The 16,395-nt window shown below is 39.2% G+C and carries 12 protein-coding genes; 9 read left to right on the forward strand and 3 right to left on the reverse strand.

Going from position 1 to position 16,395, the window contains the following annotated elements; genetic code table 11:
- Positions 1 to 113: 113 nt before the first annotated feature.
- Both rnd and PQG54_RS00140 read left to right on the forward strand, forming a co-directional pair.
- Complete coding sequence (rnd, locus tag PQG54_RS00135) at positions 114 to 1,289, forward strand: ribonuclease D (RefSeq protein ID WP_271789491.1); 1,176 nt, start codon at positions 114 to 116, stop codon at positions 1,287 to 1,289.
- A 67-nt stretch (positions 1,290 to 1,356) separates the two neighbouring features.
- Positions 1,357 to 1,935, forward strand: coding sequence for a GcrA family cell cycle regulator (locus PQG54_RS00140; protein WP_271789490.1), 579 nt, complete (start codon positions 1,357 to 1,359; stop codon positions 1,933 to 1,935).
- Between the two features lie 47 nt (positions 1,936 to 1,982).
- Here PQG54_RS00140 and PQG54_RS00145 read toward each other — a convergent pair whose 3' ends face one another.
- Positions 1,983 to 2,525 carry a bactofilin family protein gene (locus tag PQG54_RS00145; protein WP_271789489.1) on the reverse strand — a complete coding sequence of 181 codons (543 nt, stop codon included), beginning with the start codon at positions 2,523 to 2,525 and terminating at the stop codon, positions 1,983 to 1,985.
- A 271-nt stretch (positions 2,526 to 2,796) separates the two neighbouring features.
- Between PQG54_RS00145 and PQG54_RS00150 the strand changes: the two genes are divergently transcribed.
- From PQG54_RS00150 to PQG54_RS00165, 4 genes are all read left to right on the forward strand, one after another.
- A complete protein-coding gene (locus tag PQG54_RS00150) occupies positions 2,797 to 3,825 on the forward strand; it encodes an adenosine kinase (RefSeq protein WP_271789488.1) in 1,029 nt (342 codons plus the stop codon).
- A 112-nt stretch (positions 3,826 to 3,937) separates the two neighbouring features.
- Positions 3,938 to 5,758, forward strand: a complete 1,821-nt coding sequence (gene typA / locus PQG54_RS00155) for a translational GTPase TypA (protein WP_271789487.1) — start codon at positions 3,938 to 3,940, stop codon at positions 5,756 to 5,758.
- Between the two features lie 304 nt (positions 5,759 to 6,062).
- A complete protein-coding gene (locus PQG54_RS00160) occupies positions 6,063 to 6,362 on the forward strand; it encodes a hypothetical protein (RefSeq protein ID WP_271789486.1) in 300 nt (99 codons plus the stop codon).
- Positions 6,363 to 6,456: 94 nt separating this feature from the next.
- On the forward strand, positions 6,457 to 6,864 hold the full coding sequence (locus PQG54_RS00165) for a hypothetical protein (RefSeq protein WP_271789485.1): 408 nt from the start codon (positions 6,457 to 6,459) through the stop codon (positions 6,862 to 6,864).
- Positions 6,865 to 6,873: 9 nt separating this feature from the next.
- On the opposite strand, the gene alr is transcribed toward PQG54_RS00165, so the two are convergent.
- Together alr and PQG54_RS00175 are read right to left on the reverse strand one after the other, a co-directional pair.
- Positions 6,874 to 8,004, reverse strand: a complete 1,131-nt coding sequence (gene alr, locus PQG54_RS00170) for an alanine racemase (RefSeq protein ID WP_271789484.1) — start codon at positions 8,002 to 8,004, stop codon at positions 6,874 to 6,876.
- 24 nt (positions 8,005 to 8,028) lie between these two features.
- Complete coding sequence (locus tag PQG54_RS00175; RefSeq protein WP_271789483.1) at positions 8,029 to 9,045, reverse strand: NAD(P)/FAD-dependent oxidoreductase; 1,017 nt, start codon at positions 9,043 to 9,045, stop codon at positions 8,029 to 8,031.
- 222 nt (positions 9,046 to 9,267) lie between these two features.
- On the opposite strand from PQG54_RS00175, the gene tsaE reads away from it, so the two are divergent.
- The 3 genes from tsaE to addA are packed head-to-tail and all read left to right on the forward strand — an operon-like array spanning position 9,268 to position 16,377.
- Positions 9,268 to 9,717, forward strand: coding sequence for a tRNA (adenosine(37)-N6)-threonylcarbamoyltransferase complex ATPase subunit type 1 TsaE (tsaE, locus tag PQG54_RS00180; RefSeq protein WP_271789482.1), 450 nt, complete (start codon positions 9,268 to 9,270; stop codon positions 9,715 to 9,717).
- Positions 9,718 to 9,763: 46 nt separating this feature from the next.
- Complete coding sequence (gene addB, locus PQG54_RS00185; protein WP_271789481.1) at positions 9,764 to 12,811, forward strand: double-strand break repair protein AddB; 3,048 nt, start codon at positions 9,764 to 9,766, stop codon at positions 12,809 to 12,811.
- Positions 12,811 to 16,377, forward strand: a complete 3,567-nt coding sequence (gene addA / locus PQG54_RS00190; protein WP_271789480.1) for a double-strand break repair helicase AddA — start codon at positions 12,811 to 12,813, stop codon at positions 16,375 to 16,377. The genes addB and addA overlap by 1 nt, the downstream gene beginning before the upstream one ends.
- Positions 16,378 to 16,395: the final 18 nt, after the last annotated feature.

A 16,395-nucleotide genomic window follows, 5' to 3' on the forward strand; every position in this document is an offset into this window, starting at 1 on the left:
GTAATAGTATTGTCTTTGATGTGATTTTTGATCAAATCCATTAGAAAATTATTTTGAAGCAAAGTGAAGTATGATAAGTTTATTTTCCGGAAAAATTATTTTCATAAAAGTATATGATCAATTTACAAAAATTTTCTAAACCTGTGATGATTATAGACAATGAGTCATTACAGAAGATGGTTGCATCTTTATTGCAGGAAAAATTCGTTACAGTGGATACCGAATTCGTTCGGGAACGAACTTATTGGCCTGAATTATGTCTTGTACAAATTGCAGGAACAGGAACTGTATATTTACTAGATGCGTTGTCGTCTGATATTGATTTGTCGTTGTTGTTACCGTTATTAACGGCACCTTCAGTCGTAAAAGTTTTTCATGCAGCTCAACAAGATTTAGAAATATTTTTGCATTTACTGGGAGTATTGCCGGCGCCTGTTTTCGATACCCAAGTTGCGGCAATGGTGGCTGGGTTTGGTAATCAAATTGGATATGACAGTTTGGTTGAGTCTTTACTCAAAGTAACGATTGATAAATCACATCGGTTTAGTGATTGGGCAATGCGCCCATTAACAGCTGCACAACAAAATTATGCGGCAGCAGATGTGACTTATTTATGGGATGTATATTTAGTTTTATTACAAAAATTACAAGATACGAATCGGCTAAGCTGGGTTGCAGCTGAGATAGACGTATTGTCCGATCCAAATTTCTTTTTGCCTCCATTGGCAAAAATATGGAAACGTTTACGTCCCAAGACAAATAATCGCCGTGTTTTAGGGTGCTTATATGCTATTATTCAATGGCGTGAAGAAGAAGCACAAAAGCTAAATATTCCTCGGCAACATTTGGTTAAGGATGAGAGCCTGCTGGCGATTGCTGCTGCCTTGCCTGATAGTGTCAAGGCATTGTCTCGTATTCGTGGCATCTCGCATGGTTTTGCAGAGGGTAAAGAAGGTGGGACTTTATTAGCTGTTATCAAAACAGTGAAAAATACAGATGTTGAATCATTGCCTTTGCCTATTCCTGTTGAATCGAACAAACGAAAACCATCTGAAGCAATGATTGCTTTACTCAAAGTATTGCTACAAGCGAAATGTGAACGATATCAAGTGGCTCCAAAATTAGTGATTGATAGTAAAGATATTGAAAAACTGGCATTGGGAAAACGTGATTTGCCTGTATTATCTGGGTGGAGGCGTGACGTATTTGGACAAGATGCTATTGATCTTTGTAATGGGCAGCTTATTTTAGGGGTTCAAGATCAAAAAATAGAATTAATTAAACGTTAATTGATTTTCAGCTTTAGAATAACTAATTGTATAAATCAGATCGATATTATAAAGGGTAGTATGCGTAATGGAATGGAATGAAGAAGCCGTAGGACGGTTAAAAGAGTTATGGGCGCAAGGGCTGTCCACGGCTGAAATAGGACGGCATTTAAATGTGACTAAAAACGCAGTGGTGGGTAAGGCGCATCGTTTAGGGTTGGAAGGAAGACCTTCACCGATTCGTAGAGCAGCTGCAAAAAAAGAAAAAGCACCAGCACCAGCTGTGACAAAAGCTGAAACTCAACCTGCAGAAAAAGTCGTAAAGGTTGCAAAGTCAAAAGCAGAAAAAATTGAGAAAATTGAAAAAGAAAAGCCTGCGTTAACGGCTAATACTGCAAAAGCAGCGGAAGTTACTCAGTTAGAGATGATAGCGCCGATCGTAAAAAAGGAAATCAAACCATCAAAGAAAACAAAAATTGATTTTACAACACCAGTAGAATTGCCAAAAAGACGTTCAATGTCTGATTGTTGTTGGCCTATTGGCGATCCAGGTACGAAGGATTTTCATTTTTGTGGTTCTAAGGTTGTTCCAGGAAAACCATATTGTTTAGAGCATGTTCAAATTGCGTATGTTAAGTTAAGAGATCGTAAAAATAACGTTGCTTAATCTGCTATGTTTCTCTGAACAGTTAAGGTTCAGAGAAACAATATGTATTAATCGATTCTAGGCTCAGCTGTTTTTAGAAGTTCTTCTGCAATAGGAGTCTCTTCGTTGGTTTTGACTTCTGTTTCTGTGTGAGCGGCGGCTGCTTTTGGTTTATCAGCAGTAATCATTTCAATTTGACCAGTGATTTGCCCGCCATCTTCGACTTTTAAGCGACGGCATTTTGCTTTACCAATTAAACGACCGGTTGCTGTTACAACTAAGTTCCCTTGTGCAATAATATTTCCCTCTAAAATGCCTGTAATTTCGATATCTTGAGAATCGACCTCACCTTTAAGGAGACCTGTTTTTTGCACAATGATTTTTTTTGCTTTAATCGTATTGGTTTCGACAGTGCCTTCGATGATTAATGTTTCAACGTCTTCTATTACGCCTTGGATGCGAATTCCTTGTCCTATTGCAAGGGTACGACGATGGGATGCATTATCATGATGTAAAGAACTATTTGTACCATAAGCGCGCTCTGTATTGGGTAAGAGTGTATTACGATTAATTAGTTTTTTCTCTAAGGTTGGGGGTAGGTTATTTTTCATAGAGTGAGAGCCTTCATCATGATTTGGGATAAAATAAAGATTGTATGATTATAAGGTTGTTCTTTAAAACACTAATCTTCATATAGTTGATTAAGGTTAAAATTGTAAATCATAATTAATAAATATATACCAGTTAATATGATTAAATATCAGTTTTCATAATAAGAATTAAGAAAAACTAGATATTGTTTTTAGATAAGACAATGCAAAAAAGAGTTGCTATCGTAATATGTTAATTAATTACGATAATAAAAAGGAAAATAAAGTAAAGATGAGAAGTTTCAGAGAAATCTTGGGTCGTAAACGATCAGATGATACAGAATTTGATATCGTAGGAATAGGGAACGCGATTGTGGACGTCCTGGTTCAAGTCGATTCGAATTTTCTTGAACAACAAGGGATGGTTCCTGGAACAATGGCACTTATTGATGGGCAACGTGCCAAAGAACTTAAATCCATGTTAAAAGCTGAAAAGCAAATGAGTGGTGGTTCTGTTGCGAATACATGTTTTGTTGCTGCGTTGATGGGGGCAAAAACAGCTTATCTTGGCAAAGTTGCTGATGATGGGTTAGGAAAAAACTTTGCGGATGATATTCGACAAGGTGGGGTTTATTTTCCTTCTCAACCTTTAAAAGCCAAAGGGAATGCGGATTTATTGACGGCACGTTCAATCATCTTTGTGACCCCTGATGGACAACGCACGATGAATACATATTTAGGTGCGTGTACGCAATTTAAACCTGAAGATGTTATTGAAGAAGTCATCAGTGCAGGTAAAGTTACCTTTTTAGAAGGTTACTTATTTGATGGTGAATTAGCACAAAAAGCGTTTTATCAAGCTGCAGATATTGCTCACAAAGCTGGAAAAAAGGTTGCATTAAGTCTTTCTGATGTTTTTTGTGTACAGCGTCACTTGGCAGCATTCAAGGATTTTGTATCGACACGTGTGGATATGGTTTTTGCAAATGATCATGAAATTTGTGCTTTATACGAAACAGAAGATTTTGAAACGGCTATTGCTCAAGCTGCAAAGGATGCCCCGATTGTTGTTGTAACACGCGGGGAAAAAGGAAGTGTGATTGTTGCCGAGAATGAGCGAATAGAGGTTGCTTGTGTTCCTACGGTTGTAGTAGATACAACAGGTGCAGGGGATGCTTATGTTGCTGGTTTCTTGGCAGGATGGACAACAGACCGTACTTATGCAGAATGTGGACGTTTAGGAAGCGTGGTTGCTTCTGAGGTTATTTCTCATTTTGGTGCAAGACCATTGCCTGAATTAAAAGAAGTAATGAATTTTTAATATGCAAAGTTATCTTGTCCTCTGACGTGATAGAGGTTAAAGGTAATTGCAAAGATATTTATGCTGTGGATAAGGCATAGAGAATTAATTTTATTGGAGAAAATAGAGTATTATGGAAATCCGTAACATTGCCATTATTGCACACGTTGACCATGGCAAGACAACATTAGTTGATCAATTACTACAACAATCTGGAACATTCCGTGAAAATCAACATGTTGTTGAACGCGCGATGGATAGTAATGATTTGGAACGTGAACGTGGTATTACAATTTTGGCAAAATGTACATCAGTTGTTTGGAATGATGTAAGGATTAATATTATTGATACCCCAGGCCATGCTGATTTTGGTGGTGAAGTTGAACGTATCTTATCAATGGTGGATGGTGCTGTTGTGTTGGTTGATGCTGCTGAGGGTGCATTACCACAAACAAAATTCGTTGTTGCCAAAGCATTAAAACGTGGATTACGCCCGATTGTTGTGGTGAATAAAGTGGATCGTTCTGATGCACGTGCAGATGAAGTGCATGATGAAGTGTTCGATTTATTTGCAGCTCAAGGTGCGAATGACGAACAATTAGACTTCCCAATGCTTTACGCATCTGGTCGTCAAGGTTGGGCTGATTATGTTGTCGATGGTCATAAAGAAGATTTAAGTTCTTTGTTTGATTTGATCGTAAAACATGTTCCTGCACCAAATGTTAATAAAGATGCACCTTTTGCGATGGTTGCTAGTATCTTAGAAGCTGATAACTTCTTGGGTCGTATTTTAACAGGTCGTGTTGAACAAGGGATGGCCAAAGTTAATATGCCTGTTCGTGTATTGCGTGTGGACGGGACGATTGTTGAAACAGGCCGTATCAGTAAATTATTAGCATTCCGTGGTTTGGAACGCGTTCCTGTGGATGAAGTTCAAGCTGGGGATATTGTTGCGATTGCTGGTCTTTCTGACGCAACGGTTTCTGAAACCATTGCTTCTCCTGAAGTTACAGAAGCATTACACGCAGACCCAATTGATCCGCCAACATTGTCTATGACCTTCCGTATTAACGATGGTCCTTTGGGTGGTCGTGAAGGTAAAAAAGTAACATCACGTCAGATTCGTGAACGCTTATTCCGTGAAGTCGAAAGCAATGTTGCGATTAAAGTAACCGACAGTAATGAAACGGATGCTTTTGAAGTTGCAGGACGTGGAGAGCTTCAATTAGGTGTGTTAATTGAAACCATGCGCCGTGAAGGATTTGAGTTAACGATTGGTCGTCCAAAAGTATTAACACGAATCAACGAAGAAACAGGTGAAAAAGAAGAACCATACGAAGAAGTATTGGTCGATGTTGATGAGCCTTATTCAGGTGTTGTGGTTGAAAAATTATCAGTACGTAAAGGGGTTATGCAAGATATGAACCCTTCTGGTGGTGGTAAAGTTCGATTGACTTTTGCGATTCCATCTCGTGGGCTAATTGGGTATCACAATGAGTTCTTAACAGATACTCGTGGTACTGGGATTATGAACCGCCTATTTTCAGGCTATGGCCCATGGGCTGGCGCAATTCCAGGTCGTCGTAATGGATCATTGATTTCTGCAGAAGATGGTGTAGCCGTTCAATATTCTTTATTCTCTTTACAAGATCGTGGAACTTTGTTCGTCAGTAATGGTGAAAAAGTTTATGTTGGGATGATTCTTGGGGAACATTCCCGTGAAAATGACTTGGACGTAAATCCAGTTAGAGAAAAGAAGTTAACCAATATTCGTGCTGCTGGTAAAGATGAAGCGTTATTATTGGTTCCACCTCGTAAAATGTCTTTGGAACAAGCAATTGCGTATATTGAAGATGATGAGTTGGTTGAAGTGACTCCGTCAGCGGTTCGTATTCGTAAACTTTATCTTAATCCTCATGACCGTAAAAAGAATTCTCGTCAAAAAGCTGGCTAATTCTTGTAACTAAATGTAAAAAAGCCACCTTAATTCATTTTAAGGTGGCTTTTTTTGTAACAAATTGTATTATGATAAGCATATGCTTTTAAAGTATTTTTTATAAATATGACTTAAATATGCCAATTGTAATTAAACAAACATGGCAGATATAAAGAAATAAGACCAAAAGATGGTCTAATTGTAATAAATTGTAACAAAATTAAAACTTTAAAATAAGACACGTTAAAAACATTATGTTAGCTTTTATTCATGTCGAAACAACACGGTTTTCGATCCCGTTTTTTAAACTTGGTGATATAAAATGAAATTATTTTCTCGTCTTTCAGCAGTTCTTTCAACTGTAGCAGTATTAGGTTTCGCAGCTCCTGCATTCGCTCAAGAAGCAGCTCCTGCTCCAGCTCCTGCTGTACAAGCAGCTCCTGCTCCAGCAGCAGCTCCTGGTGCACCTGTTGCTCCAGAAGGTAAAGGTCCTGCTCATCATGGAAAAAAACATGATGGTAAAAAACATGCTGGTAAAAAAGGCCATCATGGTAAAAAAGGCCACCATGGCAAAAAAGCTGCAGCTCCAGAAGCAGGTTCAGAAGCTCCAGCAGCAGAATAATCCTAGCTTCTCCTAGGTAGTTTTCAGAAAAAGGGATAGTGAAATCACTATCCCTTTTTTGTTGTGATAAAATAATTAAAGTTTTTTAATACTAATGCAAAATTTTACTTGCTGTTTAACAAGAGAAACATTAAATGATGTCGTTGTGACAGGGTTCATTGATGCGGACAATAAAAATCAATCAATTTTTCACCCTCTGTATGACAGACTATTTTTTATTTTTGATCAATTTATTTATCAGATTTATTTAGATCATGGCGGTTTTATTCAAGCTAATATTATCGATGAAATTAATCTGTGGTTTGATATTGATGATGACGATCAATTCTTACAAATGTCTATTTATTCTCAGATGTTTAAGACAGAACAAGAGATCAAGGTATTAAAGGCTAACTATCAACACACATCGCTTTCGTCATTATTTATTACCTATATTGAAGGTGATATTGAAAGAGATATTGTATTAGATCCTCGTCATTTCTTTGGATTTACTTTTTACTAGAATAATAAATCACGTGTAAATACGATGATATCGATTCCCCAAAGACGTTAATATTTCGTATCCAATGGTATCTGCCTCTTGAGCAAGCGTATCAATAGAGCAATGATCACCGATTATTTCAATTTTATCGCCCACTTGTATAGCAACTTCTGGCAAATTTGTAATATCTAGGCATAAAGAATCCATTGAAACACGCCCTAGTAAGGCAAGTGGAGTACCGGGAAATTTTGGGCTGGTTGCTGATATTTTATTACTGAAGGCTCGAAAAAAACCATCCGCATATCCAATAGAGATTAATGCCAATCTCATATCCTTGGTTGCTGTAAAGCTTGCACCATACCCAATAAAAGCCCCTTTTGAAATATGGCGTGTTTGAATGATTTTTCCTTGTAGAGAAATAACATTTTTCATAGGATTCGGCTGGCTTGGTGTTGGATTTCCGCCATACAGCGCAACGCCTGGTCTTACGATATCGAAATGCCAGTCATTCCCTAGAAAAATACCACTGGATGCAGCAAGGCTGGAACGACAATTGGGGATTAATTGTTTTAAAATATGAAACTGTTCGAGTTGATGTTGGTTTGCTATATGATTGGGTGTATCAGCGCAAGCTAAATGGCTCATTACCAATATTGGGTGAAATATACTCCAATCAACTTGTTGCAAATTGCTTAACTCATCTTGACCAATTCCGAATCTGGACATGCCAGTATCAAATTGTACACCCGCAGCATAAGATGTTTGATGATCTTTACATAAGGACGACCATCTTTGTAACTGATGAATATCATTCAAGATGGGGATAAGATAATGCTTTAGAAAAATGGATTCTGTGCCATAAGGCACACCATGCAAGACATAAATAAGGTATTCTTTTCCTAAGATATTTCTTAAAGCGATTCCTTCGTCAAGATGTGCAACAAAAAACTCTTTGCATCCAGCTTTGGCTAGAGCTTTGGCAACAGGGACCATACCCAACCCATAGGCATTGGCTTTTACAACTGCTCCACATTGTGCAGGAGCCACTTTCTTTTGCAAAGAATGATAATTCTGCACAATAGCAGAAAGATCAACATAGAGTTCGCCCCCTGCATGTTGCGTAAACAAAGTGGGATCAATAAAAGGATATGGTTGTGACATATACAAAGCCCTAAAGAATGTAGTTTACTGAGGGATTCCTTGAGTTGTGGAATGTTCAAAATGCAACGCCAAATCTGGATAAACAACGCTATAGACATCATGTGCAGCCATGGCAGCTTCACTGAACCCTTGTAAGATCAGTTTCAATTTTCCAGGATATTGCGCAATATCACCAATAGCATAAATACCTTCTTGACTCGTTTGTAAAGTGGTTTGATTTACAGGAATGCGTCCTTGACTAATTTCAAAGCCCCAATCTTTCAAAGTCCCAAGGTCGGTTGTTAAGCCAAAAAAAGCTAATAAATGATCTGCTTTTAAACTTTTAATTTCGCCGTCTAGAGAAATCACATCAACTTCATTTAAACATCCTTGCTCACCACGTAATGCATGGAGCTGATAAGGAACCAGTTTATTAATTTTTTGTTCGTTAATCGCTTGTTCTAACCGACAAAGACTTTCTGGTGCAGCGCGAAAACGATCTCGGCGATGGATCAAAGAAATAGAATTGGCTTTGTCTTTTAATGCCAATGCCCAATCAACTGCGGAATCCCCACCACCAGCAATAACAATATCTTTGCCGATAAATTGGTCACTATACCGAACATAATAGTGAATATTTCCTGCTTTTTCAAATTGTTCAATATTGTCCAAAGGGGGACGATTGGGACCAAAAGAGCCAGCACCTGCAGCGATAATGATAGCCTTCGCATGGATTTCATCACCTTTCTGGGTAATGAGGGTAAAGTTGCCTTTTTCTCCTTTTAAAGTAGTAACTGTTTTAGAAAGTAAGCGAGGAACAGAAAAAGGTTCAATTTGTTTTTCAAGAGAATCAATTAAAGATTGTGCAGTAATAGCAGGATGCGCAGGAATGTCGTAAATGGGTTTTTCTGGGTATAAAGCTGAACATTGTCCCCCTACATGTTCCAATGTATCAATCAGAACACAGGTCATTTTTAGCATGCTGCACTCAAATGCCGCAAATAATCCTGTAGGACCTGCGCCGATAATGGCAACATCAGTAGAGATGGATGATTTTGTCATAGCTTTTGACCTTTAATGATTCATCATAAGAATGGTTAATGATTTCGTATTCATAAATAAAAACGCAATATACTGTAGAATAATGGTTTTATAAATAACTTCCCTTTGTAATATAATATGTATAACACCATTTTATAAAGAATAAGCAACTCTATATGCTTTAAGACAAAGAAAATTGATCGTATGAGATTGATGTAAGCGGTTGGGCAAAGGGATAAAAAGATGGATGAATTACTGTATGCATTGCCAAATTTAGAGGCAACAGAGGCATTAGCACAAAAAATTGCTCAGCAAATAAGAAAGCAGGATTCTATTTTATTATTCGGCCCATTAGGCGTAGGGAAGACATCTTTAGCTCGTGCATTATTAAGAGTTGTTTGTAAAGACTCAGAGATGGAAGTTCCCAGTCCTTCTTTTACGTTAGTACAACAATATGACACTTCTGACTTTTCTTTGTATCATTATGACTTATGGCGTTTGCAAGACGAAGAAGAGTTAATAGAGCTGGATTGGGATGACGCTAGAGAAGAGGTAACCTTGGTTGAATGGCCAGAACGATTAGGCAGTTTACTACCAGAAGATAGCTTACAAATTCATCTTTCCATTCAATCAGAAACCATGCGACAAGCAAAGTTAATCGGCTGGAAAGATCGTCTGTCTTTACTGTCATAACAGGTTAAATATTTTAGACTTTGATAAAATAGGAACAAATAGCGGCATGAATTTAATCTCTATCCCGTTTAATATGCCTTTTTTAGAAATCTTGGCAAAGCGATGGATCCATGAAGCACAAAATCAGCCTGATATGATTCGTCAAGGCATGATTCTTGTTCCTAATCAAAGAACAGTCAAAGCACTCATTGATACATTTTTAAGAATTACCGAAGGGAAACCGATTTTATTACCTCGGATTATGTCGATTGGGGCGATTGATGAATCGGCGTTAATCTTAAAAGGTGACCATGCGTTTGCGTTGCCTCCAGCGGTTGATCCTATTTTACGCACTTCTGTTTTAACCAAGCTAATTATGAAAATGGATCAGTCTTTGGAGCATAAAGAACAAGCTGGTGAAATTTGGAAGTTGGCATGTTCTTTAGCAGAACTGATGGATGAAGCAGAATGGGCGGATTGTTCTTTAAAGGATGCACTGCCGAAAGCTGTCGAAGGGGAATATGCACAACATTGGCAAAATATTCTGCAATTCCTCAGTATAATTACAGAGATTTGGCCACAATGGTTGCTTGATAATCAAGTGATGAACCCGATTGCCAGAAAAGCAGCATTATTACGTATACAAGCTAAACATTGGCAAGAACATGGCGCATCAGCTTCAATATGGGCAATTGGGTTTATTGACGCACGTCCATCGGTGGTGGAGTTGCTTTCTTCGATTATGAATTTGCCCAATGGGAAGTTGATTGTCACTGGAATACAAGAAGATCTACCTGAAGAGGTGTGGAATAATTTAGCATTAACGCACCCTTATGCGGAAATGGCGAAGATGTTTATTGCGTTGGGGGTTAAACGATCTGATCTTCAATACTGGCAAGAAGATACGCTTTTGGTTCCTAATGAACGGGTTGAGGCATTTCAACAAACTCTATTGCCTGCCGAGTTATTGGATCAGTGGTTGGTAGGGCAACATTCAATTACGTTGCCAAATTGTTATTTATCTGAACCCACCGATCAACAACAAGAGGCGGTTTCGATTGCATTGATGATAAGGGATGCTTTGGAACAACCCGATAAAAGAGTCGCTTTGGTAACGCCAGACCGTAACCTAGCAATGCGTGTTGCGTTAGAGCTGGGGCGGTGGGGAATCGTCGCGGATGATAGTGCGGGGGAGCCTTTATACAAAACACCAGCGGCTATTTTGCTCAGCCTTGTGGTGCGAGCCTGTATTGAGAAATTTACCCCTGTTTCTTTACTTGCGTTGTTAAAACACCCTTTTGTGTGTTGTGGATATTCTCAAAAAACTTGTCGTGAATATACCCGCTTACTTGAGATCAATATTTTGCGACAATTTGCAGCAACAGGTTTGGAAACGATCGGTCATGCAACGCGCCAAAGAATAGCAGAGTTACAATTAACGCATCCAGAGCATTTGGGTGAACAATCTCTGCAATTTATATCCCATGCCTATGAGGTTTTGAATCTTATTCATTTGCTTGAAAAATTTATGGCACCCTTAATAGAAGGCGATTATAAACGCCCTTTGGATCAATGGGCGATTGCTTTGGTTGAAGTGGTTGAATCATTGACGTCTAATAGTGAACAAGCAGGCGAAGATTTATTATGGACAGCCGAAGAAGGCAATGCTTTGGCTGAGCATTTAAGGAATCTAATCGCTGAAGCACAAATTTTAACAGAAATTACCTTGCAAGAATTTGAAGGGATTCTAAACGCTTCTTATACGGGTATGATCGTGCATACACGTCGAGTTTTGCGAGGGCGAAAAGATAAAGAATTACATCCCAGAGTCTATATTTGGGGATTAATCGAAGCACGTTTGCAGGTCGTGGATATGGTTATTTTAGGTGGGTTGTCCGAGGGCGTATGGCCACCAACGATTGATTCTGGCCCTTGGATCAGCAGACCGATGCGTAGTAAGATCGGAATTCCGTTACCAGATGCCGAGGTCGGACGTTCGGCTTATGATTTTATGTTAATTTGTTGCTCTGTTCCAGAAATCGTGCTGTCTGTGCCTTTGCAAAGGGATAATGCTCCCGTTGTGCCGTCACGATGGATTACCCGATTAAAGGCGTGGTTAAAAGGAAGACAAAGCTTTATTGTTGAGCATCCAGCTTTAGGTTGGGCAAAATTATTGGATCAACCCAAAGGGGCTGCTCAACCTATTTCTGTACCAAAACCAACCCCACCTTTGAAATGGCGACCTAAAACGATTTCGATTACTGACGTGGAATATTGGTTAAAAGATCCTTATGAGATTTATGCAAAACGGATATTAAAACTCAGAAAAATTGTTGGGCTTGAAGAAGATCGCTCTGCCAGTATTTTTGGGAATGTCGTTCATGAAGGGTTAAAAAAAGCCTATCAGCAAGTCGGTTGGGATGAACAAATTGTTAAAGATAGCATGATTCAAGCGTTGGATGAACGGCGAGATATTATTCCTTCGATGCGGGAATGGTGGCGATCCAGAGTGCTAAAGATTGCAGACTGGGTGTATGAAGAAGAGCAAGCTAGGCGCAATGAAAAGAATTTTGGACGAGTTTATTCTGAAATATCCGGTTCGTATGATTTTTCCGAGGAAGCAGGAATATCCTTTACTTTACGTGGTATTGCCGATCGAATAGATTTTAATTACGATGGCACGATTGAAATCTTTGATTACAAAACAGGGCAAGCACCCTCCATTACTAGTGTAAAAAATGGCTCTGCTCCTCAACTCCCTTTAGAAGCTGCGATGATCTATCGTGGTGCTTTTGGTCAAAATCTTGCAGGAAAAATCATTACTCAGCTTTATTATTGGAAGCTCAAAGGCGGCTTGGATAATGATGAGCAAGTAAAGATTGTTAAGAAATCTTCTGGAATCACAATGGAGAATGAAGTTTATTTCTTATCTCAGCATTATTGGGACGCGTTGATCCGTTTGATTAAGCAATATAATGATCCGCAGCAGCCTTATTTGTCTCGTCCCCGTCCTTATTTGTTTGAAAAATCTGCAAGTGGTGGCATCCCAAGATTTGGTGATTACACCCATCTGGCTAGAGTGCTAGAGTGGAGCAGCATGGCAGGGGACGACTAATGCAGTTAGAATTCTTAATGAATACGCCTGTTGACGAAGCCAATGCCCAACAACGATTGGCATCGACACCAACAATTTCGGTCTTTGTGTCTGCTTCTGCGGGGAGTGGTAAAACCAAGTTATTAGTGGATCGTCTATTGCGGTTAATGTTGCCCAGAAAAGGGCGAGGTGGCACGTTACAGCCAGGAACGCATCCACAAAAAATTCAGTGTTTGACTTATTCCAAAGCTGCTGCTGCGGAAATGGCTATTCGATTGCAGCGTAAATTAAGTGAGTGGGTTGGATATTCAGAACAAGAACTTAATCAAGCTTTGCGTGGCTTAGAAATTGAACCAGACGAAGCCATGCGTAAAGCGGCACGTGCTCTATTTGCTCAAGTGCTTGATTTGCCAGGGGGGATGCGGATTGAAACCAACCATGCTTTTTGTCAATCCATCTTGCAGCGTTTTCCATTAGAAGCCTCGATTAATCCTCAATTTAAAATTATAGAGGAAGGGGATAATATCCTTGCGTTTAAACGGGCATTTGATGAGAAAATACATCTGGCTTCTGAACAAGACATAGAATTATTAAGTCCGATTGTCAGTAGTCAGAATTTCTTGGAAATCTTACAAGAATTACAACAAAATCAACGTTTTTTGCCTCCTGTATTTCAACTGATTGAAGAAGGCAGTTTTTCTCTATATTTACGTCAATTATTACAAATTTCTTATTCAAGTAGAGAGGAATATTTACACGCTGTTTGTGAAAAATGGCGTGATGAAACAGAATTTAAAGCATATTTGCAGCAAGCTCTTGAGGCAGATTCCAAGAGATTGAGAGACATAGCAGAATCTATCATGCAATGGCTTTCCTATCCCACAGATCAACGGATAGAGAATTGGGATTTTTTCACTAGTTGTTTTTTAACACAAAAAAACGAACTGAAATCGATCAAAGGAAATAAATCGGATAATCCTGATATTGCGGCTTATTTCATAGAGCAAGGACAATATGTTCTGGATGTGATTGGTCGATTAAACATCTATATTGTGTATGAATATACATTGGCCTTAATGAATGTTTTCGCACCAATTTGGAAACGGTATCAAGAGATTAAACGAACCCAAGGTGCTTTATATTATAATGATTTAATCGCTTATACATTGACCTTGTTAGATGATCCTGGTTCTGCTTGGGTATTATATAAACTGGATGGTGGGTTGGATCATATCCTGTTAGATGAAGTACAAGATAACTCGGCGGAACAATGGAAAATTGCTGCGGATTTATCAACAGAGTTTTTCTCTGGTATGGGACGAGATGAGGATCAACCGCATCCCAGAACGGTTTTTGCTGTAGGTGACTATAAACAATCGATTTATTCTTTCCAAGGCGCAAAACCTCAAGAATTTTTAAGCTGGCAAAAAATATTCAAACGCACTGTGTTAGAGGCAGGACAATTATGGGAAGATCCTCAACTACGTGTCTCTTTCCGATCCAGTCAAATTATTCTGGATTTTGTAGATCACGTATTTGATCCTCAACAAGCGCTAAAAGGATTATCAGGTAGTGGTTCAGAGAATCAATTTCCTGCACATCGTTCCGCTAGGACGGACTCGCCAGGTCGTGTCGATATTTGGCCATTAACGCGTATCGATGCGTTGGATAAAGAAACGGAAATGGAGTTATGGCAGCCCTTAAAAGAAAATCAAAAACATCAAAGTGCAGAGCTTATTCTCGCTGAAACCCTAGCTGATTGGATATCTAAACAAATAGGCAAGGTGCCTCCGTATGGAGGTAAGCCTATTCAGGCTGGGGATATTTTGATCTTGATTCGTAAGCGATCAGTGTTTTCAAAAGCATTGATCCGATCTTTGAAATCTAAAAATATCCCTTTGGCGAATTTGGTTAAAACTCAATTATTGGATCAGTTAGCAGTTCAAGATTTATTGGTTCTATGTGAGGTGTTATTATTGCCTCAAGATGATCTAACGCTAGCTTGCGTATTAAAATCTCCTTTGGGTGGGCTAAGCGAAGAAAGTCTGATGGAACTTGCTGCACCAAGGAAAAATGGCCAAAGCCTGTGGGGGACTTTATTTATCAGGCATAAGGAAAGACCCGATTGGACAGCAGTATGGAAGATGTTGTCCAGTCTGTTCTTGCGTATTGATTACGTCACTCCTTACGCTTTGTTGGTGGAGATTTTAGGCGAATATCAAGGGCGCACGAAGTTACTTGCACGATTGGGTGGGGAAGCTATTGAGGCGATTGATGAGTTACTCTCTCAGGCTCTGCAATACGAAACATTGCATACCCCCTCTTTGCAAGGGTTTCTCTATTGGTTAAAGCAATCTGAGCGGATGATTAAAAACGAAGCCGAATCCAGTATTGATATGGTTCGGATTATGACGGTGCATGGGGCCAAGGGGTTACAAGGGCGTTTGGTGATTTTACCTGACACGATGAATGCAGCGTCAAAGCAGGGGGGCTTTCAATCAGATAAAGTATTAATTTGGAAAAATGATCCGTCTTTGGGGTTAACCGTCCCGCTATATATCCCTCAAAAGCAGTTTGATATCGCTGAAAGCCAGTTGGATAAAGACGCGAAAAAGCAAAGTGATGAAGCAGAAAGTAATCGTTTGCTTTACGTGGCTTTAACCCGTGCCAGTGAATGGCTATTAATTTGTGGCTGGCAGAAATCAACCAAAGAAGAAAAAGGGCTGGAGGAGTTGCCAGTTGGGAATTGGTATAGGCATAGCGTGACAGCTCTGCGACAGTTAAATGCACATTCACGAGATTTTTTCGGTGGGTGGGAAGGCGAGCATCTGTGGATTGAACAGAAAGGGCTTTCTTCTAAACAAGAAACTGCTTTAGATCAACAAATAACAAAATCAGTCCAACCCAAAATTATTTTACCAGCATGGATGGGGCAAGAAAATAATTGGATTGCTCAGACATTAGCGTCCGAAAAGCTACCTGCGGCACATTTGGCACCGAGCCGCCCAGAAGGAATAGAAATGGGGGATGTTTCTTCTGTGATCTCTCCTTTACAAACCAAAGCGAAAAGAGACCCTTTATATCGTGGGCGCTTGGTGCATCAGTTGTTACAATATTTACCAGATTGTCGCCAAGAAGAACGTGCTGATATCGCCCTGCATTGGTTAACACCGCTTGAGGGGCAATTTTCAGCCAAAGAAATTCACTATTTGGTCAAGCAAGTGTTACGGATTATAGAGCATCCTGAGTTACATTGTTTGTTTGATAAAGAAAGCTTAGTAGAGCAACCTTTGGTTGGCACAGTTAATGGGGTTGTTGTCACGGGACAAATCGATCGAATGCGTATTTTATCCGATCAAATTCTATTATGTGACTTCAAATCTGGGCGAAAAATCCCTCAGCAACCAGACGAAACACCAGTAAACTACTTAAAACAGATGGCTGCTTATTGGTCGCTATTAAAATTATTATATCCTAAACATCGGATAAAACCGTTGATTGTATGGACTGATGCAGCTCGAATAATGTTTTTACCAGAGGAATTATTGATGAATTATATTCCAACTGTAAAAGATAATCTTTCTTGATTTCGAAATAGTCGTTAT

The organism is Commensalibacter communis, assembly GCF_947179015.1.
Taxonomy (GTDB): Bacteria; Pseudomonadota; Alphaproteobacteria; order Acetobacterales; family Acetobacteraceae; genus Commensalibacter; species Commensalibacter communis.

Bases quoted from the DNA above. Each gene is read 5' to 3' on its own strand.
- rnd (WP_271789491.1), top strand. From the start codon at position 114: ATGATCAATTTACAAAAATTTTCTAAACCTGTGATGATTATAGACAAT.
- PQG54_RS00140 (WP_271789490.1), top strand. From the start codon at position 1,357: ATGGAATGGAATGAAGAAGCCGTAGGACGGTTAAAAGAGTTATGGGCG.
- PQG54_RS00145 (WP_271789489.1), bottom strand. From the start codon at position 2,525: ATGAAAAATAACCTACCCCCAACCTTAGAGAAAAAACTAATTAATCGT.
- PQG54_RS00150 (WP_271789488.1), top strand. From the start codon at position 2,797: ATGAGAAGTTTCAGAGAAATCTTGGGTCGTAAACGATCAGATGATACA.
- typA (WP_271789487.1), top strand. From the start codon at position 3,938: ATGGAAATCCGTAACATTGCCATTATTGCACACGTTGACCATGGCAAG.
- PQG54_RS00160 (WP_271789486.1), top strand. From the start codon at position 6,063: ATGAAATTATTTTCTCGTCTTTCAGCAGTTCTTTCAACTGTAGCAGTA.
- PQG54_RS00165 (WP_271789485.1), top strand. From the start codon at position 6,457: ATGCAAAATTTTACTTGCTGTTTAACAAGAGAAACATTAAATGATGTC.
- alr (WP_271789484.1), bottom strand. From the start codon at position 8,004: ATGTCACAACCATATCCTTTTATTGATCCCACTTTGTTTACGCAACAT.
- PQG54_RS00175 (WP_271789483.1), bottom strand. From the start codon at position 9,045: ATGACAAAATCATCCATCTCTACTGATGTTGCCATTATCGGCGCAGGT.
- tsaE (WP_271789482.1), top strand. From the start codon at position 9,268: ATGGATGAATTACTGTATGCATTGCCAAATTTAGAGGCAACAGAGGCA.
- addB (WP_271789481.1), top strand. From the start codon at position 9,764: ATGAATTTAATCTCTATCCCGTTTAATATGCCTTTTTTAGAAATCTTG.
- addA (WP_271789480.1), top strand. From the start codon at position 12,811: ATGCAGTTAGAATTCTTAATGAATACGCCTGTTGACGAAGCCAATGCC.